Origin of the sequence: Bartonella vinsonii subsp. berkhoffii ATCC 51672, assembly GCF_902825225.1 — a bacterium.
GTDB classification, from domain to species: Bacteria; Pseudomonadota; Alphaproteobacteria; order Rhizobiales; family Rhizobiaceae; genus Bartonella; species Bartonella berkhoffii.
In genome coordinates this window covers 48,996-68,577 of record NZ_CADEAK010000005.1, presented here as the reverse complement: position 1 = coordinate 68,577, position 19,582 = coordinate 48,996, and the positions used below count along the sequence as shown (strand labels likewise).

18 protein-coding genes are annotated in these 19,582 nt (G+C 39.6%); all 18 read right to left on the bottom strand.

The features are described from left to right. Positions 1-87: 87 nt before the first annotated feature. Positions 88-2,610 carry a translation initiation factor IF-2 gene (gene infB / locus J7R10_RS03855; protein WP_208436381.1) on the bottom strand — a complete coding sequence of 841 codons (2,523 nt, stop codon included), beginning with the start codon at positions 2,608-2,610 and terminating at the stop codon, positions 88-90. Further along, positions 2,607-3,242 carry an RNA-binding protein gene (locus tag J7R10_RS03850; protein ID WP_010704692.1) on the bottom strand — a complete coding sequence of 212 codons (636 nt, stop codon included), beginning with the start codon at positions 3,240-3,242 and terminating at the stop codon, positions 2,607-2,609. Before J7R10_RS03850 ends, infB begins: the two co-directional genes overlap by 4 nt. Beyond that, complete coding sequence (gene nusA, locus J7R10_RS03845) at positions 3,243-4,874, bottom strand: transcription termination factor NusA (protein WP_010704693.1); 1,632 nt, start codon at positions 4,872-4,874, stop codon at positions 3,243-3,245. Between the two features lie 47 nt (positions 4,875-4,921). Then, the gene (gene rimP, locus J7R10_RS03840) at positions 4,922-5,572 is read right to left on the bottom strand and encodes a ribosome maturation factor RimP (RefSeq protein ID WP_035000658.1); all 651 of its coding nucleotides are present in this window, start codon (positions 5,570-5,572) and stop codon (positions 4,922-4,924) included. A 127-nt stretch (positions 5,573-5,699) separates the two neighbouring features. Further along, positions 5,700-6,401 carry a tRNA (guanine(46)-N(7))-methyltransferase TrmB gene (locus J7R10_RS03835; protein ID WP_010704695.1) on the bottom strand — a complete coding sequence of 234 codons (702 nt, stop codon included), beginning with the start codon at positions 6,399-6,401 and terminating at the stop codon, positions 5,700-5,702. Then, complete coding sequence (gene metK, locus J7R10_RS03830) at positions 6,398-7,666, bottom strand: methionine adenosyltransferase (protein WP_010704696.1); 1,269 nt, start codon at positions 7,664-7,666, stop codon at positions 6,398-6,400. Before metK ends, J7R10_RS03835 begins: the two co-directional genes overlap by 4 nt. A gap of 129 nt (positions 7,667-7,795) precedes the next feature. Then, complete coding sequence (locus J7R10_RS03825) at positions 7,796-8,209, bottom strand: helix-turn-helix domain-containing protein (RefSeq protein WP_004864323.1); 414 nt, start codon at positions 8,207-8,209, stop codon at positions 7,796-7,798. Between the two features lie 146 nt (positions 8,210-8,355). Continuing rightward, a complete protein-coding gene (lnt, locus tag J7R10_RS03820) occupies positions 8,356-9,990 on the bottom strand; it encodes an apolipoprotein N-acyltransferase (protein WP_010704697.1) in 1,635 nt (544 codons plus the stop codon). Further along, a complete protein-coding gene (locus J7R10_RS03815) occupies positions 9,953-10,969 on the bottom strand; it encodes a hemolysin family protein (protein ID WP_010704698.1) in 1,017 nt (338 codons plus the stop codon). The genes lnt and J7R10_RS03815 overlap by 38 nt, the downstream gene beginning before the upstream one ends. Positions 10,970-11,068: 99 nt before the next feature. Then, complete coding sequence (ybeY, locus tag J7R10_RS03810; protein WP_010704699.1) at positions 11,069-11,545, bottom strand: rRNA maturation RNase YbeY; 477 nt, start codon at positions 11,543-11,545, stop codon at positions 11,069-11,071. Positions 11,546-11,557: 12 nt separating this feature from the next. Then, on the bottom strand, positions 11,558-12,667 hold the full coding sequence (locus J7R10_RS03805; protein WP_010704700.1) for a PhoH family protein: 1,110 nt from the start codon (positions 12,665-12,667) through the stop codon (positions 11,558-11,560). Between the two features lie 170 nt (positions 12,668-12,837). Then, positions 12,838-14,214 carry a tRNA (N6-isopentenyl adenosine(37)-C2)-methylthiotransferase MiaB gene (gene miaB, locus J7R10_RS03800; RefSeq protein ID WP_010704701.1) on the bottom strand — a complete coding sequence of 459 codons (1,377 nt, stop codon included), beginning with the start codon at positions 14,212-14,214 and terminating at the stop codon, positions 12,838-12,840. A 31-nt stretch (positions 14,215-14,245) separates the two neighbouring features. Next, entirely contained in the window at positions 14,246-14,737 is a 492-nt protein-coding gene (gene rimI, locus J7R10_RS03795; RefSeq protein WP_026501311.1) for a ribosomal protein S18-alanine N-acetyltransferase, read from the bottom strand. Then, a complete protein-coding gene (tsaB, locus tag J7R10_RS03790) occupies positions 14,737-15,420 on the bottom strand; it encodes a tRNA (adenosine(37)-N6)-threonylcarbamoyltransferase complex dimerization subunit type 1 TsaB (protein WP_010704703.1) in 684 nt (227 codons plus the stop codon). Before tsaB ends, rimI begins: the two co-directional genes overlap by 1 nt. Before the next feature lie 101 nt (positions 15,421-15,521). Beyond that, a complete protein-coding gene (locus J7R10_RS03785; protein ID WP_010704704.1) occupies positions 15,522-16,553 on the bottom strand; it encodes a YeiH family protein in 1,032 nt (343 codons plus the stop codon). A 35-nt stretch (positions 16,554-16,588) separates the two neighbouring features. Further along, on the bottom strand, positions 16,589-17,194 hold the full coding sequence (gene recR, locus J7R10_RS03780; RefSeq protein WP_010704705.1) for a recombination mediator RecR: 606 nt from the start codon (positions 17,192-17,194) through the stop codon (positions 16,589-16,591). Between the two features lie 37 nt (positions 17,195-17,231). After that, positions 17,232-17,555 carry a YbaB/EbfC family nucleoid-associated protein gene (locus tag J7R10_RS03775; protein WP_010704706.1) on the bottom strand — a complete coding sequence of 108 codons (324 nt, stop codon included), beginning with the start codon at positions 17,553-17,555 and terminating at the stop codon, positions 17,232-17,234. A 14-nt stretch (positions 17,556-17,569) separates the two neighbouring features. Further along, the gene (locus J7R10_RS03770) at positions 17,570-19,510 is read right to left on the bottom strand and encodes a DNA polymerase III subunit gamma/tau (RefSeq protein WP_010704707.1); all 1,941 of its coding nucleotides are present in this window, start codon (positions 19,508-19,510) and stop codon (positions 17,570-17,572) included. Positions 19,511-19,582: the final 72 nt, after the last annotated feature.

Here is a 19,582-nt window from a genome sequence, read left to right as displayed (position 1 = left end):
ATCGTAAAAGATTTAAAAAGAACAAAGCACTTGCACAGAAAACCCACCAACTTTTTTTATTTTTAGGAATAAAGTCATTGGATTATTTTATAATGTGCGATTAATATGTTCGATGCGGAAAGTTTCAATGATGTCTCCTGCGCGCATGTCCTCATAGTTTTCAAATGTTATTCCACATTCTTGACCACTTTGCACTTCATTGATTTCATCTTTAAAGCGTTTGAGTGTTTTCAGTTTCCCTTCGTGAATAACGATATTATCACGGATAAGGCGAACACCAGCACCCCGTTCTATTTTACCTTCTGTAACACGACAACCAGCAACTTTTCCGATTTTTGTAATATTAAAGACTTCCAGAATTTCAGCATTCCCAAGGAAAGTTTCCCGCTGTTCTGGTGAGAGTAAGCCTGACATAGCGGCTTTTATATCGTCAACAAGATCATAGATGATGTTGTAATAGCGAATTTCAATTCCTTGTGTTTTAGCACAATCACGCGCTTGTTTATTGGCGCGAACATTAAAGCCAATCACAGCTGAGTGAGAAGCTTCCGCAAGAGAAATATCACTTTCAGTAATACCTCCAGCACCAGAATGCACAATGCGTGCACGGACTTCTTCATTTCCTAGCTTTTCTAATGCTGAAGCAATGGCTTCAATGGACCCTTGTACATCACCTTTAATAATAAGGGGAAACTCTTTAACGCCAGTGGTTTGTAACCTCGTCATCATTTGTTCAAGAGAGCCGCGAGAACCTGTTTGTCGAGCTACAGCTTTATCACGTGCTAATCGCTGACGGTATTCGGCAATTTCACGTGCTTTTGCTTCATGCGTGACAACAGCAAACCTATCACCAGCTTGCGGTGTTCCCTGCATACCTAAAATTTCAATGGGTGTAGAGGGAATTGCTTCTTTGATATGACGTCCATGGTCATCAATCAAAGCGCGCACGCGTCCCCATTCATTGCCTGCAACAATAATATCAGAAGGGTGCAACGTTCCTTTTTGAACGAGAACCGTTGCAACAGATCCACGTCCTCGATCCAGTTTAGTTTCAATGACGACGCCTTCTGCTGTTCGTTGAGGATCTGCTTTGAGATCAAGAATTTCAGCTTGAAGAAGAATAGCTTCGAGAAGTTTATCAAGATTTTGACCGGTTTTAGCAGAAACTTCGACTTCTAAAGTTTCTCCACCCATGGTTTCAACAAATACCTCATGTTGTAGAAGTTCTGTACGTACTTTTTGAGCATCAGCAGCGGGTTTATCAATTTTGTTGATAGCAACAATAATGGGCACACCAGCCGCTTTAGCATGATTGATTGATTCAATTGTTTGCGGCATGACATTATCGTCAGCGGCTACAACGAGAACAGCAATATCTGTAACACGCGCTCCACGAGCTCGCATCGCTGTGAAGGCGGCATGTCCAGGTGTATCAATAAAGGTAATTTTTTGACCATTTTGTTCCACTTGATAAGCACCAATATGCTGAGTAATTCCACCTGCCTCACCAGAAACAACATTTGCTTTTCGAATAGCATCAAGAAGAGAAGTTTTTCCGTGATCGACATGGCCCATAATTGTTACGACAGGCGGACGCTGCTGCATTTTTTGAGGATTATCAGCTATATTAAAGATGCCTTCTTCTACGTCAGATTCTAAAACACGTTTGACAGTGTGTCCGAATTCAACAGCGATGAGCTCAGCAACATCGGCATCAATAACATCGCCCGGTTTCATCATTTGTCCCTGTTTCATAAGGAATTTAATCACATCAACAGAGCGTTCAGTCATACGCTGTGCAAGTTCTTGAATCGTAATAGTTTCAGGAAGAACAACCTCACGAGAAATTTTTTCCCTCGGTTCTTGGTTTTGCGCACGTTTAAATTTCTCCTGTCTGCGACGCATCGCAGCCATTGAACGCCCGCGCGCGCTCCCTTCTTCATCCAGAGCACTATTAAGAGTTAGCTTTCCACGGCGTCGTTCATCAGCACCTTTTACAACTTTAGGTGCACGCACTTCTAATTTAGCAGGGTTCGCACGTCGGCTATGTCGATCATCTTCTTTATTTTCATCTACTTTACGTTTTTCGATGACAGTTGTATTTTTAGGCGGAATAGGGATATTAATTGGTTCTATGAAAGAGGGAGTGGAAGGAGGAGGTGAAGTCTGTTCTGGTAGACTTTTTTCTTCTTGATGTATTTCTGTTTCTTGAATTGACTGCTGCAAACTTTCTTCACGTTCTTTTGCTCGTCTTGCTTCTTCTTCGGCTTGTTCACGTATTATTTTTTCTTGGATATGTGCTTCTTCTAATGCACGAAGTCTCGCTTGCATTTCAGCAGATGAGAGATTGCTTTTAGCGACAGGCTCTTGGGGTTTTGCTTCTTCGAATCGAGGTTTAGAACGTTGAGAAGCCACATGGGGTTTTGTAATTGGCCGTTGTATTTCAACTTTTTCGTCAGGACGCGTGATTTTGCGCCGTTTGGTTTCGACAACCACAGCTTTTGTACGGCCATGGCTGAAATTTTGTTTGACCGTACCTGTTTCTAGGACTGACCGTTTTAAGGTTAGTGTCCTCTTGACTGTTGTCTTGTCGTTGTTCTTTTCACTCATTGTACTTCCTTCACGGCTTGTGCCGTTCTCTCACCAGACTTGCTGTGCGTGTCATCACGATAGGCGAGCAGTTTATGTATCGTTTTGAGAAATCCTTCAGCAGCTTTAGTATCCAATAAGGCCGCATGCATGACAGGATTAGTACCAAAAGCCACCCGCATTTCATCACTAGTAAATAAAGATATGTTTTTTATATTCCGACTTGTTTGTTGTTGTATTGTATGGATGGCTTGTGCAATTTTGCGTTTTCCATCTTCTGTAGCTTCTTTAGCGTGAAGTACGAGAATAACTTGGCCAGAACGGATAGCTGCATCAACTTTTGTTGCTCCCATGACAATGGCACCTGCTTTTCGCACCATGGAAAGGCTTGAAAGAGCGGACTTTAGCAAAAGTGTATCAACAATATGCGCAAGATTTTGTGCAACCTCAACATCTGTTTTAAATTTTTTCTTAAAAGCGTTTTGTTTGATTGCTGTTTCAATGGCAGAATGGTGAGCAGAAACCCAAACGCCACGGCCAGGCAAATTGGATTTAAGATCAGGGACAATTTGATTATTGGGACCAATAACAAAACGGATCAGCGTTTCTGCTGAAGCATTTTTTCTTGTCACAATGCAGGTCCGTTCATTCATTTAAATTGTATCCGCGTTCAAATTATCACTTTTTTCATCTTTTGCAGAACTTTCATTTTCTGCAGGAGTTTCAGTAACAAGATCAGCTTGGTCTATCCAACCTGCTTGCACACGTGCAGCTAAAACCATAGTTTCTGCATCAGCACGTGTAATATCAAATGGGGTCAGGATACCAGAAAAACTCTGTGTTTGACCTTCTTTACGTTCTCTCCAGCCAACCAAATCATCGACTGCATAACCAGCAAAATCTTCTATTGTTTTTACACCATCTTCACCAATAGCAACCAACATAGCACTTGTCAGACCAGGAATTGTTCGCAGTTCATCAGAAACACCGAGTTCTTTGCGTTTTTCATCAAGTTCTTTTTCTTTATGTTCAAGATATTCACGTGCACGGCTTTGGATTTCAGCAGCAGTCTCATGATCAAAACCATCAATGGAGGCAATTTCTTCCAGATCAATATAGGCGATTTCCTCGATGGAAGAAAAACCTTCTGATGCCATAACCTGCCCAATCATCTCATCAACGTCTAAGGATTCCATAAACAGTTTACTACGTTCGGTAAATTCTTTTTGACGGTTTTCAGATTCTTCCTGTTCCGTTAAAATATCAATATTCCATCCTGTTAATTGAGAAGCTAAGCGAACATTTTGTCCACGACGACCAATGGCAAGACTGAGTTGGTCATCAGGTACGACGACTTCGATACGTTCCGCATCTTCATCGAGAACAACTTTCGAAACTTCAGCGGGTTGTAGTGCATTGACAATAAATGTTGCAGCATCAGGAGACCAAGGAATAATATCAATTTTTTCACCTTGTAATTCTGCAACAACAGCCTGAACACGGCTTCCTCGCATTCCAACACATGCTCCAACAGGATCAATGGAACCATCGCGTGAGACAACAGCAATTTTAGCACGTGAACCTGGATCGCGGGCAACGGATTTAATTTCTATAATACCATCATAGATTTCGGGTACTTCCATAGTGAAAAGTTTCACCATAAATTGAGGATGTGTACGTGAAAGGAAGATTTGTGGACCACGCGATTCACGATGCACATCATTGACAAAGGCGCGAATACGATCTCCATAACGGAAAGATTCACGTGGAATTAATTCATCACGGCGCACGATAGCTTCACCACGACCCAAATCAACGATAACATTGCCATATTCCACACGTTTTACTGTTCCAGAAATAATTTCACCAATTTTATTTTTAAATTCTTCGTATTGCTGATCGCGCTCTGCATCACGTACCTTTTGGACAATAACTTGTTTAGCAGATTGCGCTGCGATACGTCCAAAGTCCATAGGAGGTAAAAGGTCAGCAAAAAAATCACCAATTTTTGCATCCTCTTGGCGTTTGAGTGCATCGGTCAAAGTAATTTCAGTTGTATAATCTTCAACAACATCAACAATTTTAAGCAGGCGTTGTAATTTAATTTCACCTGTTTTGGAGTTTATTTCAGCACGGATATTGGTTTCTTGACCATAACGAGAACGTGCTGCTTTTTGAATAGCATCAGCCATTGCAGAAATAACAATTTCACGATCAATTGACTTTTCACGTGCAACAGCATCTGCAATTTGCAGAATTTCAAGCCTGTTAGCGCTTGTAGCCATCAATTTTCTCCTTCTTTGTGCCACTCGACGGGCATTTCCCAATGATATTAATTCTTGTACTTTGATGTCTTTTTCGAGACATGAGAATTATCTTCGGGAATTAATTGTTGACTTAAATCTTTATTTTTTTTCAATGCGTCGCGAATAAGTTCATCAGTAAGGACCAAATGTGCGTTTGTAATATCACAAAAGGGGATAGAGATATACATGGCTTCTCCATACGCGGCTTTATCAGTATTTAAAATAAATCCGTCTTCTGTAATATTTGTAAGTGTTCCACGAAATTTTCGGCGCCCATAGATTGTTGTTTTGGTTTCAATTTTTGCAAGATGCCCCTGCCAATGAAAAAAGTCAGATCTTCTTACCAGTGGACGATCAATGCCAGGAGATGAAATTTCTAAGTGATATTTGCGTTCAATAACATTTTGCACATCAAGGAGGGGAGAAACAGTTCGACTAACAGTTTCACAATCTTCCACGGTCATAGAGCCGTCTGCACGTTCAATCATAATCTGAAGAGTTAAACCATTTAGACCAAGCATTTTAACACGAACCAAACGAAAACCTAATGGTTTAAGCAGTGGCAAGACAAGAGCAGCAACACGTGCCTCAACGCCATCTTCTTCAAAAAGACGTGGCTCGTCAAGATCGCTTATTTTTTCAGTTTCGTTCATATATTTTGTCCAAGTCATTTTCATCAGTTTTATGATATTAAAAAAGAGCGGGTCCAACGGCCCACTCCTCATCATAAGACCAAGAATTTAGGTATTGATACTCTTAAATTCAAAACTTTTCAAGTTGTTTATAAGAAAGGCGTTTTATGATTTATTTTTTAATAAAGGTAAGATAGGCAGGTATCTGCCCTTTACGGAGAGCTTTTGCTTCATAGCGGGTTCCTAACCATAGCGGATAAGGCGTTTTCCAATCCTTAGAGGTTTCTGCTTCCCACTCAAAATGATTATGCTGTGCACAATGGTAGAGGGTCCAGTTTACATAATCATCTATGTCGCTAGCAAAGCGAAATTTTTTACCTGTTTTAAGAACACGAGCGAAACGATTCAGATTTTTTATGTTAATGAAACGTCGTTTCCAATGCTTTTTTTTAGGCCATGGATCAGGATAGAAAAGATCTATTCCATCAAGTGATGCATTCGGAAGCCAATCAAGAAAATGTGTAGCGTCGTCATCATAAAGGCGAATATGGTTTTGATACTGTTTATGTTGTTCAAGAGACAGTAACATTTTTGCCATACCATTGATAAAAGGCTCGATACCAATAAAACCAGTTTGTGGAAAATGGTCCATTTCATGAAGTAAATGCTCACCTCCACCAAAACCAATTTCCAGCCTGACTTCTGTTACTTTATTGGGAAATAGGGATGTTAAGTCGAGGGGTGAAGGGGTATTTAAATCAATCTTAAAAGTTGGAAGAAGCGTGTTTATACGTGCAAGTTGACTATTTCTTAGTCGCTTTCCTTGGCGGCGACCAAAGAAGGCTTTAGGTGTACGTATATTATGCTCAATCATGGTACTTTAATCATTTTTTGAAGGGTTTCAATAAGATCGGTTTTTTCCCATGAAAATGAACCATCAAGTTGTGGCTTACGTCCAAAATGACCATAGGCGGCTGTTTTTGTATAAACAGGTTTATTGAGGTCAAGATGTTTTCTAATGCCAGTGGGTGAAAGGTCCATTATTTTGCGAATAGCTGCTTCGAGAATTTTCTCATCGACTTTTCCTGTTCCATGGAGATTAAGATAAATAGATAAGGGTTGTGCAATGCCAATTGCATAAGAGAGTTGAATGGTGCATCGATCTGCTAAATTAGCGGCAACAATATTCTTAGCGAGATAGCGTGCAGCATAAGCTGCAGAACGATCGACTTTTGTCGTATCTTTGCCTGAAAAAGCGCCTCCACCATGGGGAGCAGCGCCTCCATAAGTATCAACAATAATTTTGCGCCCCGTTAATCCGGCATCACTTTGAGGACCGCCGATAACAAATTTCCCTGTTGGATTAATGTACCAGCTGCATTGATCAGAAATGGGCATATCATGCAAAGCTTGACGAATATAGGGTTCAACCACTGTACGGACTTTATTGGAATCCCAACTTTCATCTAAATGTTGTGTTGAAAGAACGATAGAGGTTACCTCTATAGGTTTTCCATTTTTATACCGTATTGTTATTTGGCTTTTGGCATCTGGTCCTAATTTTCCAGTCTCTCCTTCCTTTTTATGGCGTGCAGCCGCGAGAAGTTTGAGAATTCTATGCGCATAATAAATGGGTGCAGGCATGAGTTCAGGTGTTTCACGGCAAGCATATCCAAACATGATACCTTGATCACCTGCACCTTCTTCACCATGCCGGTCCATGGCGTTATCAACGGCGCGTGCAATGTCGGTTGATTGAGGGCGTAGAAGAACATCAATTTTAACAGTTTTCCAATGGAAACCGGCTTGTTCATATCCAATTGCACGGATAGCACGACGTGCTACTGTACGAAAACGAGTAGGATTAATGAGTGGGCAACCAGTTTTATCGTAGATGAGTTCTTTATTTTTATCTCTTTTTAAAAGTGTATCAGGAACACGCACTTCACCGGCAATAACAACGCGGTTTACGCTTACTAAAGTTTCACAAGCGATTCGCACGATCCATGGATCTGTACCGGTTTTTTGTGCTTCTTTATAAACCATATCAACGATTTCATCAGAAATACGATCACAGATTTTGTCAGGATGCCCCTCCGATACCGATTCGCTTGTAAAAAGATAATCTTGATGCGGCATAGGAACTCCTTCAAAAAAGAAAACCAACAATTATGAATTGTCTATTAAAGTTGCTCCTATTTGCCAAGACAACGGCAAATCGTCAATGCTGATTTATAAGATAATTGAGAGAAAAGATATATTTTTATTTTATAGCTTATTTGTCATATCTTCTTCAGAAAGTGCTTTTGCCAAATCAATAATTTTTCGGCGCACTTTAGCATCAGATATATTCGTAAAAGCACGCATGAGTTGGATTCCTTCACTGCTAGAGCAAAAATCCATAAAATCATTATCGCTTTCAGCGAAGCCTTCTACATGTTGTGTATTAAGGCCTTTATCAAAAAAATAAGAAACCGGAACATCCATAATTTCTGCAATTGCTTGAAGACGACTTGCACCGATACGATTTGTACCTTTTTCATATTTTTGGATTTGCTGGAAAGTGATGCCTAGTTTTTCACCGAGTTTCTCTTGAGTAAGTCCTAAAATATTACGACGTAAACGAATACGGGTTCCAACATAGACATCTATAGGATCGGGTTTTTTTCTAGTTTCAGTCATAATGCAACTCTTTATTCCCAGCATTCTGCTTTTAAACCAACATCAGATTTATGTGAGGTCGGTTTATCATATAATTAAAATAATATGTAACATTTTTTCCCAATATCACTGGTATGCGCAACACAATACTGTAATTGGGCATCTGATCACTTAAACTGTTTTGTAGAACCAAAACCAATACGGCACAATAGCATAAGAATGAATAAGATAAAAGTAGAGAATATTCTATATTCATTGCTTCCTACGGGAGTAATGGGTGATGGGATTTGTGAATCAAGAATGCCAACAGCATTCTGTCGAAGAGCTACAACGATTCGTCCATAAGAATCAATAACAGCCGATATTCCATTATTGGCTGCTCGGATAATAGGAATTCCCATTTCAATCGCACGAAGCTGTGCTTGTTGAAGATGTTGATATGGCCCAGGTGTTGCACCGAACCATGCATCATTTGTAACATTAATAATTGCTTGTGGAGGGGAGCCTTCAAAAATCATTTCATTGGGAAATATTACTTCATAGCAAATCAGAGGTAGATAGGAAAAACCATTTGGCATCGTGACAGTTTTTCGTACACTGGCAGCGCTATATCCACCAATGTTATCAGCAAGAATACGTAATCCAATTTTTTTCAGGAAATTCTCATAGGGAAGATATTCACCAAAAGGAACCAAGTGAAGTTTATCAGAAGTATTTAAAATATCACCTTCAGCATTGATGGTTGCAATTGTATTAAAATATTGTGTTTGTGCATGAGAAAGATTTTCATTGATGCGTATAGCACCAATAATAGCCCATTGTTGGGGCTTTAGAAGAGAGGCAATGCGCATTGTTGTATCAGAGCTTTCATCGAGAAGGTAAGGAAGAGATGCTTCAGGCCATACGATAAAGTCTGGTTCTGGATTTTTTTCAGCTTTTGGTATTACACTCAGATTTATATGAGTTTCGAATATAGCTTTCCGTGTAGTATTGTTTAATTTTATGTTTTGCGGGATAGAAGGTTGAACAATGCGCACCCAATAATTGCTTTTTTGATGATCAGCTGTGTTTGGCATGCTGTTGAGGCGGTAAAATCCAAAGCCACTGTGGACGAATATAAGCGATAAACAGAGAAAAAGTGCGGTTTTCTTTTTTTCGTTTGTTAATAAAACAGCTGGTAAACTATAGACTAAGACAGCAAGAATATTCATTCCGTAAAGTCCCACGATTGCATCGGATTGCATAAGCATTGGGGTTGGCATCGCTGTATAGCCAAGAGAATTCCATGGAAATCCTGTGAATAAGAATGCACGCAACCACTCTGCCAATCCTAACGCAAAAGCCAAGACGAAAAAGCGTGCTATTCCTTTTGTCCATAATAAACCGACAATAAAACCAGAAAAAAACCAATAAAGAGAAAGGTAGAGGGGAGGGACTAAAATGGCAAACGGCACTGCCCAACCAAAGGAAACAGGATCGGTTAACAAAGCATTACACAACCACCAAAGGCTACAGGTAAAATAACTAAAGCCAAAGATTCCACAGCTTAAAGCATAAGTAAGAAAGCGCTTTTTATTATTCTGGAGAGTATGGATTGAGTCAAGGAGAACAATAAAGAGGGGAAAAGTTAAAAAGCACAGAGGTATCAAATAAAAAGGTGGAAGTGCAAAAGAAGTAAAGGCACCACAGAGAGACACCCATATTTGTCGCTTCCAGCCAGTAACAGAAAACAAGAAAAACGTAAAATTGTTGAGAAAGGTTTGGTTATTTTTCAGGGATGGCATTGTTTTCAAAATTTTCATTTTCTGGAATGCGAAAAATGCGCAACCGCTTAATCCGGCGTTTATCAGCTTCTAAAATACGAAATCGATAGCCGGGGACAGCTTCAACGACTTCACCTTTTTCAGGAATACGGTCAAGAATAGAGACAATTAAACCACCAATGGTGTCAACGTCATCACCATATTCTCCTACGATAAAATCAGGACCAAGAGCTTCCTCTACATCTTCTAGTTCGGTTCTTGCGTCAACAAGCCATTTGTTATTGGGTTCACGCACGATAGCATTGTCTACATTGTCATGTTCATCTTCGATATCACCAACGACCAATTCGACGATATCTTCCATAGAAACGAGACCATCTGTGCCACCGTGTTCATCAATAACAAGGGCCATCTGTGTTCGTGTCGTTTGCATACGTGTTAATAATTTGCTTGCTAGCATGGAACTAGGAACAAAGAGAACCGTTCGAATCAAATCCAATTCACCGATTGGAGTGTGTAGATCCGTATGATTTAACTGGAGTGAATCGGACTTCTGCTCGGTTTGGGTTGAGTTAATAATAAAACGAGTCATGTAATTAAGAATATCGCGGATATGAATCATTCCTCGCGGATCATCTAAAGTTTCAGCATAAACAGGTAGGCGAGAATGTCCAATTTTCGCAAAACATTGAAGAGCTTCTCCAAGCGGGGTATTTATTTCCAATGCTTCAATTTCAGAACGTGGAATCATAACATCATCAACGCGTGCTTCACGCAAACGTAAGATATTATGTAGCATAGTACGTTCTTCAGATGAGAAGAGAGTTGTGTCTTTTTCGTTGTCAGTATTGAGTGCAACGGTCAAATCATCGCGCAATGACTTATGATTACGGCCACGTAAAAACGAAAACAAATGATTCAGTAGAGATTTTTCTGGATGATGAACCTGTTGGGAGGCATGTTCTTCACTATGAGAAGATATTTGATTGTTATTTGGTGTATTTATTTTGTTTGCCATAATTTTGAAATCTTCAAACTTTCTTTTTATAATAGACACATAAAAGGTTTTAAATTGTATGATGGCGATAGCGATTTAAGAAGGCTCATTTTTATCATTTTAAGACAATTCAGTATAGGGGTCTTTTATGGAAAGCTTTTGAAGAATTTCTCTTTCAAGCTTTTCCATGAGATGCGCTTCGTCATCTGTTTCATGGTTATAGCCCAGCAGATGGAGTGTGCCATGAACAATCATATGCGCCAAATGATCCTGAAATGATTTTCCTTCTTTTTTTGCTTCAAGCGCAACAGTTTCTCTTGCAATAATAATATCACCAAGCATAGGCCCAGGAGGATCTCCAGCTTTAAGTGGAAAAGCAGGAAAAGATAATACATTCGTGGGTTTGTTTTTATTACGCCATTGCGCGTTGATCTGTGTCATATGTTTGTCATCCGTAAAAAGAAGGCTGACTTCGCTTATAACATTTTCCAATGAGACATGATGTATTGTTGTTGTTAATATTTTTTCAGTGATATGATAAAGTGTTTTCTCATCATTCCATCCGGAGCTCTCAACAGTTATATCAATAGTAATCATAACAAATCAAACTCACTTTTTTGATGAAGCGCTTGAGGATGGTGTTTCTTGAATTTGTATACCAGAATCATGATCATAAGCACGGACGATAGCGGTAACAAGGGGATGGCGCACAACATCTTTTTCATTAAAGCGAATAATGACAATATTTTCTACGTGTGAGAGAATACGTATTGCTTCGATTAAACCTGATTTTTGTCCGGAAGGCAAATCAATTTGGCTTACATCACCGGTGATGATCATACGTGTTCCTTCCCCAAGACGTGTGAGGAACATTTTCATTTGCATGGGGGTGGTATTTTGGGCTTCATCAAGAATGACAGCTGCATGGGTAAGCGTTCGCCCGCGCATGAATGCAAGAGGAGCAATTTCTATAACACCAGAAGCTAAAATGCGCTCTACTTTTTCAGCAGGCATCATATCGTAAAGGGCATCATAAAGTGGACGTAAATATGGGTCAACTTTTTCTTTTAGGTCTCCAGGAAGAAAGCCCAGATGCTCTCCAGCTTCAACGGCAGGACGTGAGAGGATAATTCGTTCAATAATACCACGCTCCAAAAGCATTGCAGCATGAGCAACAGCGAGGTATGTTTTGCCTGTTCCTGCTGGTCCTACCCCGAATACAAGTTCACTACGTTCCATGGCATGTATATAAGCATCTTGTGTCGGAGTTCGGGCATGGATTGTTTTTTTATGGGTGCTTAATCGTGCGGCGATAGTTTTTTTTGCAGGTTGGGGTGTTGTGGAGGCTTCTTGCTGTTTCTGTAGCAAATTTGCCATGGCAATCACTCCTTCTGTATCTGATAAAGTGAGCTCTTGATGTGTTTTGGCGCGTTCATAAAGCTGCTGTAAGACATATTCCGCGCGTTTTATAGCGCCAACAGTTCCACGGATGAGAACTTCATTACCACGTGGATGAATGCTAAGTCCAAGTTTTTGTTCGATATAAGCAAGATTTTCGTCGAATTTACCAAAAACTACTTTCGCATTTCTATTATTTTCGAAAATTAAAACAACATGATTCACATCTTGTGTGTTTGCTTTTCTAAAAATACGCGCATTTTCAGGGTCAGCATTTATTTTTTCTTTAACACGCTTTCCTTTTTCGGTTGAAGCTTTCAACCTATTCTCCCGTATTCACATAAATTTTGCACATTTTTTTCAGAAAACTTTATAAAAAACAATTTCTCTATTCATAAAGTATAAAGTGCAAGTTTTAGATGTAATGATTTTCTTCAAAAATAAAAGGGTTTTCTGAAACCTATGTTGTATATAAAGTATGAGAAGCATATTTACACATTTGCCATTTCACCGACAAAACTGTTTGAGCTTACATTTTTAATATGAATTGCTATCATAGTACCCGTAGAGGCCTCTGTATCCACGACAACAGGTAAAAGCCAAGGGGAACGACCTACCATTTGTCCTGAATGACGCCCAGATTTTTCGATGAGAACATCGGTTGTTTGACCAATTTTAGAACGTAAAAATGCATTTTGCTGTTCAAGAAGAAGCACTTGTAAACGCTGAAGCCGAGCATCTTTTACAGTTTCATCAACATGATTTTTCATTGTTGCCCCAACTGTTCCAGGTCGCGGTGAATATTTGAAAGAATAGGCTGAACTGTATTGCACTTGTTTAATAAGTTTAATGGTTTCTTCAAAATCTTCATCTGTTTCTCCTGGAAATCCTACAATAAAGTCACCTGAAAAAGCAATATCAGGTCGCGCGGTACGAATTTTTTCGATAAGCTGAAGATAATGAATGCTTTTGTGTTGGCGGTTCATTGCTTTTAAGATGCGATCTGAACCTGATTGAACAGGAAGATGCAGATAAGGCATTAATATATCAAGGTCTCGATGAGCAGCAATAAGACTGTCATCCATATCTCGCGGGTGGCTAGTTGTGTAACGAAGACGCTTTAAACCATCCAATTTGGCAAGGTGATAGAGAAGGTCTCCAAGGCGCCAAGTTTTACCATTAGCACTTTGTCCATGCCAACCATTTACATTTTGACCAAGGAGCGTAATTTCTTTGACACCAGCTTCAATGAGTTGGCGCGCTTCCTCAGTAATTTGCTCGACAGATCGTGATATTTCGGCACCGCGTGTGTAAGGAACAACACAAAAAGTACAAAATTTGTCGCAGCCTTCCTGCACTGTTAAAAATGCACTCACGCCTCGTTTTCTTACAGCGCGTTTATTATGAGGTGGTAAGTGAGCAAATTTATCTTCAACAGCATAATCTGTTTCGATAACTTTTTTCCCCTGTTTGGCTTTTTCTAACAAGTCTGGCAAGCGATGATACATTTGCGGACCAATGACGAGGTCTACTGTTGGAGCACGGCGCAAAATTTCACTTCCCTCGGCTTGTGCTACACAACCAGTTACGCCAACCATCAAAGGCTTGTCAGGTGTTCTTTCTTGACGCATCACACGCAAACGTCCAAGATCAGAATAGAGTTTTTCTGCTGCTTTTTCACGAATATGACAAGTATTAACAAGAATAAGATCGGCATCATTTGGTGTTTGTGTTGTAACATAACCTTGTGAACTGAGACTATCAGTCATTCGCTGGCTGTCATACACATTCATTTGACACCCATAGGTTTTGATAAAAACCTTTTTAGGCGTAACAGGAGGCGTATTTTTAGGATTTACTTTACTCATAATGCATGTCTAAATGTTTTTTACGCAGATCTCAATCTGTTTGCTGAAAAGTTTTTTGCATAATGATTGCATCTGTGCGGCTATTTTTTGATTGGTAGTAAGCAGGTCGTTTAGAAATTTTTTGAAATTCAAAATGTTGATAAAGGTTTAAAGCAGAAAGATTTGTTTCTTCTACTTCCAAGAACAGTTTTATAGCACGTTCGTGGTGAAGATGGTGGAGTGTACTATCGATAAGCAAGGTGCCAATTCCTTTTCGACGAAAATGAGGGTGAACAGCAATTGTGATAATTTCTGCTTCATCTAGAATAAGACGGCATAGACAAAAGCCTAATATTTGATTTGGTTGCCCAATGAAGGAGGCTTTGTATCCGAAGATAGAGTGATCTGTTAAGAAATTATCAAAAGCTTGTTTTTCCCAAGCAGGGACAAAACAATGCTGATGAATTTGGTGGAGGGAAGCACTATCATCAGTTTGGAGTGGAGCAATCCAAAAATGTTTTTTTATCAATGAAGATTTAAACATCATTTTTTTCGTGGTAAAATAAAACCCGTTTGTTGTTTTGCGTCAGCATTGCGTAAATAGAGTGGACCGGGCGGATTTTGGGGTTGTTTGTTTGCGGCAAGGTGGGCATAGTTTACAATATCAGCTGCTTCGCAGAGGATTTTATCGTGCACGACTGTTTTGTTTACTTTATTCTTTTTTATGTATAGAGCAACGATATCAGCTGCTGAACCAGTTAATGTTGTTTGCTGTGGTAAATCTTCGATGATATTTTCAATTGTTTTTAAGCCAGGTGCTCCTAAAGGTGTAAGATCTTCATGAAAGTTTTGGTGATAGAACATGTCTCTTCCAGCTTCAATAACAACAGAGATAGCCGAGGTAATATTTTTGTTGCTTGCCTGTGCTGCTAATGCTTCCATTGCACTGACTCCAACAGCCGGTATTTTGAGTGCGAGTGCCAAAGCTCTTGCTGTTGAAACACCTACACGCACACCGGTGAAGGATCCAGGTCCAATATTAACAGCGATGCGATCAACCTGATTAAGAGACATATTAGCTTGGTCAGTTACTTGTGCAATGTATCCAATGAGTTTTTCAGCATGTCCTTTATTCATGCGTTCGCTGATGCGGGCAATGACAGATTTATGACGAAGGAGTGCAACGGCGCAATAGATTGAAGCAGTGTCTATAGCAAGGATAAGCATAAAAATATTCTCATTAGATAATGTAATAAAAGACCGCTGTATTTGGGGGACCTGTTTGTTCTGTTGGTGTATTTCTCAATATTTTTTAAAAAGATGCAGATTCAAAACATTATATGGTTCAAATCAATTAATTTTATCATGATAAGACTACAGGCAGCAAGAATGAGTATGGAGCAGATTGATGCCAAAATAACACGCCATCCTGCTTTTTTTAATGAACGGATATCAACGCCTAATCCCAATGCGGCCATGGAAATGACAGTGAATAATTGAGCATTAGTTTTGATAGGATTAAGAGCCGTTGTAGGAATAAGTCCGCTTGAGCGGACAAGCATCATGAAAATAAAACCAATGATAAACCATGGAATAAGTGTATGTAAACGAAAGCGTGTTTGTGCTGAACGATGATAGATGATTGATAAAGTACAAATCATAGGGCCTAACATCAAAACGCGCACCAATTTGACAATTGTTGCGATTTGAACACTCAGAAAAGATATTGGTGCTGCTGCTGCCAAAACTTGAGGGACAGCATAAACAACCATGCCTGAAAGCACACCGTATTGGCTAAATGACAAATTCAGAAGAGGGTGTAAAAAAGGTAAAAGTAGAATAATAATAATGCCTAAAAGAGCGGTAAAAGCAATGGAGGCAGCTACATCTTCGTGCTTAGCATTGATAACAGGAGCAGTTGCAACAATAGCTGAATTACCACAAATAGCGTTACCACAAGCAACGAGCATTGCTAAATGTGAAGAAAGTTCAAAAAGTCTTCCAATAGCAAAACTGATAAGAATCGTTATAAATATAATGAATACAATACCAGCAAGCAAATTCCAACCGATGGCAAGAACAGCATGAATGCTAATGCTTGCACCCAGAAGAACAATAGCAATTTCGAGAAGTGTTTTTGCGCAAAAATTTATACCTTTCTGAAAATATTTTGGAAAAGTAAAACAACTACGAGCAATGGACCCTAGTAAGATTGCCAAAACAAGGCTTTCGAGCCATGCCTCTGCAAAAAGTTGCTTTTCTACAATTTCTAAACCATAAGCTAAAATGGATACGAGCAAACACGCGAGAATGCCGGGGCCGAAATCGTTCAGCAAAGAGGGCCTTCTTTTTTTGCGCATGTTGTATTTCCTTATAAAGAGAGGGAAAGGTAGCTTTAAAGATTGGTTCTTGCTTGTAAGGCGGCGGCCAAGGTTCCATCATCAAGATAATCCAATTCACCTCCTACCGGCACTCCATGAGCAAGCCGAGTAATTTTAACGGAGAAATTGGAAAGCTGGTCGGTGATATAGTGTGCTGTTGTTTGTCCTTCAACAGTGGCATTAACAGCTAGAATAATCTCTGTAATTTGGTCCTTTACAACGCGCTGTACTAAAGGAGCGATGTTAAGTTCATCTGGGCCTATTCCATCTAATGGAGAAAGCCGTCCGCCTAATACATGATAGCGCGCTGCTAAAGTTTTTGCACGTTCAAGAGCCCAGAGATCAGCAATATCCTCAACAACAATAATTGTTGTATCATCACGACGGGGATCTATACAAATTGAACAGGGATCAGTTGTATCTACATTCCCACAAACAGAACAAAGACCAACTTTTTCTACAGCTACTTGTATTGCTGCTCCTAAAGGCTCCAGTAAGGATTCCTTTTTTTTAATAAGGTGAAGTGCAGCACGACGTGCTGAACGTGGACCAAGACCTGGTATTCGTGCTAAAAGCTGAATAAGACGCTCAATTTCAGATCCTGCAATATATTTAGACATATTTTTATCCCCCGAGATTAAATGCAATCCGGTTCATTTAGAGTGGCAGTTTTAAACCTGACGGGAGCGGCAGTCCTGCTGCTATACTTTTGGTTTTTTCTTCTATAGCCATTTCGATTTTTATTTTAGCTTCATGGTGAGCTGCTACAATGAGATCCTCAAGAATTTCGGCTTCTTCAGGATTGAGTAATGAAGGATCAATTTGAATTGCTATTATAGCATTTTTGCCATTTAAGGTGATGCTGACGAGACCACCACCTGCAGAGCCAATGGCTTGCATATTTGCCATTTCCTCTTGAATTTGCTGCATTTTCTCTTGCATTTCCTTGGCTTTTTTCATCATGTTCATCATGTTACGCATAGGAATGGGTATCCTTATTCATCATTGATATCACTTTCGTTTTTAAAAGTATCAGTATTTTTAAAGGTATTGGGGAGCAAATCAAGATCGTGCTGTTGTTTATTCAAGCGAATATCGACAATTTTTGCTTCTGGAAAATGGTTGAGTATTTTTGCAATATCGGGATCTGCTTGTGCATTAGAAAAAAGAGTCTTTTGGACCGCCACACTTTCTTCTTGTAGGGTTGGTCCTCCTCCTTCATTAACGAAGGTTAGAGTCCAGCGTTTTCCAGTCCATTGGAAAAGGTTTTTTTCTATATCACGAGCAAGTGAATGTGGAGCATCTTTAGAAAGACTTAAGGTAATATTTTCTGGTTTAAAAGAGACAGGATGAACAAATTCTTTAACAAGGATTTTGAAAGAAAACGCATTATACTGTTCAGCTAATTTAACAATATCATGCAAGGAATTGATAACGACAGTTTGCGGTTCAAAAATTTCTTTTGCTGTTTGTGTGGAGGAATGCGGCAAATTGGCAATATTTTCAGAAAGGTCAACAGATTGAGAAGTTTCAAAAGTTTTCGTTGTTTCAGAGGCACTCGTTCTTTCAGGAGTTTGAATTTCAACTGAATCTTTTGCTTGTAAGCAGTGGTCTAATTGGTTTTCCAGTGGTGTTTTTAAATCTGATTGATTTGCTAATGTGTTTGAAACGTTTGGGGCAGAAGGAGTATATACAGCTGTTTCTTTTGTTGTATTATTTGCATTTATGGCTTCTTGATGAGAAGCATTTGGAACGATTGTGAGAGGTATTTTTTCTTGGGTAAGCTTTTTCAAAGCTTCATCAAGAGTGGGAAGATCAGCAGTGTGTGCAAGACGAATAAGTAACATTTCAGCAGCTTGAAGCGGATGTGCCGTTTGACTAACTTCCTGTAAGCCTTTGAGTAACATTTGCCAGTTTCGGGATAAAACAGGGACGGAAAGTTTTTGCGAAAAATCGAGGCTTCTTAGACGTTCATTTTCAGTAAGCGAGAGATCTTCGGCTATCTTTGGAGTAAAACGGAGACGCGTAATCAGATGATTGAAATCAGCCAATTCTGTTAATATAGTGAGAGGATCTGCGCCTGCGTCATATTGGCTGCGTAATTCATGCAAGGCATCTACAACATTGCCTTTCATAATGAATTCAAAGAGATCAATAATACGCGTTTGATCAGCTAATCCTAACATTGTGCGTACAGCAATGGCACTGACGTTGCCGTTACTATGAGCAATTGCCTGATCAAAAATGGACAGTGCATCACGTACAGAGCCTTCTGCAGCACGAGCGATCATAGAGAGTGCTTGATCTTCCACTTCTACATTTTCATGTTTTGCAATTTGGCGCAAATGTGCGCTTAAAACTGCTGATTCAACACGCCGTAGATCAAAACGCTGGCAACGTGAAAGGATCGTAATAGGAACTTTGCGAATTTCGGTGGTAGCAAAAATAAATTTTACATGCGCTGGTGGTTCTTCCAGTGTTTTCAATAAGCCATTAAATGCTTGTGTTGAAAGCATATGCACTTCATCAATAATATAAACCTTATAGCGTGCAGAAACGGGGCGGTAACGTATTTGTTCAATAATTTCACGAATATCATCGATACCTGTATGTGAAGCCGCATCCATTTCTATAACATCGATATGGCGTCCTTCAATGATTTGCGTACAATGTTCACCGAGTATATCCAATAGGGTTGTTGGTTGGTTAATATCTTTAGTTTTGTAGTTGAGGGCACGTGCTAAAATACGCGCTGTTGTGGTTTTCCCCACTCCTCGAATTCCTGTGAGCATCCACGCTTGTGCAATGCGACCTGTTACAAAGGCATTTGTGAGGGTACGCACCATTGCTTCTTGACCAATGAGATCAGAGAAATTTTGAGGTCGATATTTACGAGCAAGAACACGATAGGTCGTTTCTACCGGCGTATTTTCCATCAACGATTCCAACTTTGAAGCTCTTTATGCGTAGATTCCAATAATACAAAGGCACAGATTAACACTGTACTT

Coding starts and splice junctions, on each gene's coding strand:
- infB (WP_208436381.1), bottom strand. CDS start 2,610: ATGAGTGAAAAGAACAACGACAAGACAACAGTCAAGAGGACACTAACC.
- J7R10_RS03850 (WP_010704692.1), bottom strand. CDS start 3,242: ATGAATGAACGGACCTGCATTGTGACAAGAAAAAATGCTTCAGCAGAA.
- nusA (WP_010704693.1), bottom strand. CDS start 4,874: ATGGCTACAAGCGCTAACAGGCTTGAAATTCTGCAAATTGCAGATGCT.
- rimP (WP_035000658.1), bottom strand. CDS start 5,572: ATGAAAATGACTTGGACAAAATATATGAACGAAACTGAAAAAATAAGC.
- J7R10_RS03835 (WP_010704695.1), bottom strand. CDS start 6,401: ATGATTGAGCATAATATACGTACACCTAAAGCCTTCTTTGGTCGCCGC.
- metK (WP_010704696.1), bottom strand. CDS start 7,666: ATGCCGCATCAAGATTATCTTTTTACAAGCGAATCGGTATCGGAGGGG.
- J7R10_RS03825 (WP_004864323.1), bottom strand. CDS start 8,209: ATGACTGAAACTAGAAAAAAACCCGATCCTATAGATGTCTATGTTGGA.
- lnt (WP_010704697.1), bottom strand. CDS start 9,990: ATGAAAATTTTGAAAACAATGCCATCCCTGAAAAATAACCAAACCTTT.
- J7R10_RS03815 (WP_010704698.1), bottom strand. CDS start 10,969: ATGGCAAACAAAATAAATACACCAAATAACAATCAAATATCTTCTCAT.
- ybeY (WP_010704699.1), bottom strand. CDS start 11,545: ATGATTACTATTGATATAACTGTTGAGAGCTCCGGATGGAATGATGAG.
- miaB (WP_010704701.1), bottom strand. CDS start 14,214: ATGAGTAAAGTAAATCCTAAAAATACGCCTCCTGTTACGCCTAAAAAG.
- rimI (WP_026501311.1), bottom strand. CDS start 14,737: ATGTTTAAATCTTCATTGATAAAAAAACATTTTTGGATTGCTCCACTC.
- tsaB (WP_010704703.1), bottom strand. CDS start 15,420: ATGCTTATCCTTGCTATAGACACTGCTTCAATCTATTGCGCCGTTGCA.
- J7R10_RS03785 (WP_010704704.1), bottom strand. CDS start 16,553: ATGCGCAAAAAAAGAAGGCCCTCTTTGCTGAACGATTTCGGCCCCGGC.
- recR (WP_010704705.1), bottom strand. CDS start 17,194: ATGTCTAAATATATTGCAGGATCTGAAATTGAGCGTCTTATTCAGCTT.
- J7R10_RS03775 (WP_010704706.1), bottom strand. CDS start 17,555: ATGCGTAACATGATGAACATGATGAAAAAAGCCAAGGAAATGCAAGAG.
- J7R10_RS03770 (WP_010704707.1), bottom strand. CDS start 19,510: ATGGAAAATACGCCGGTAGAAACGACCTATCGTGTTCTTGCTCGTAAA.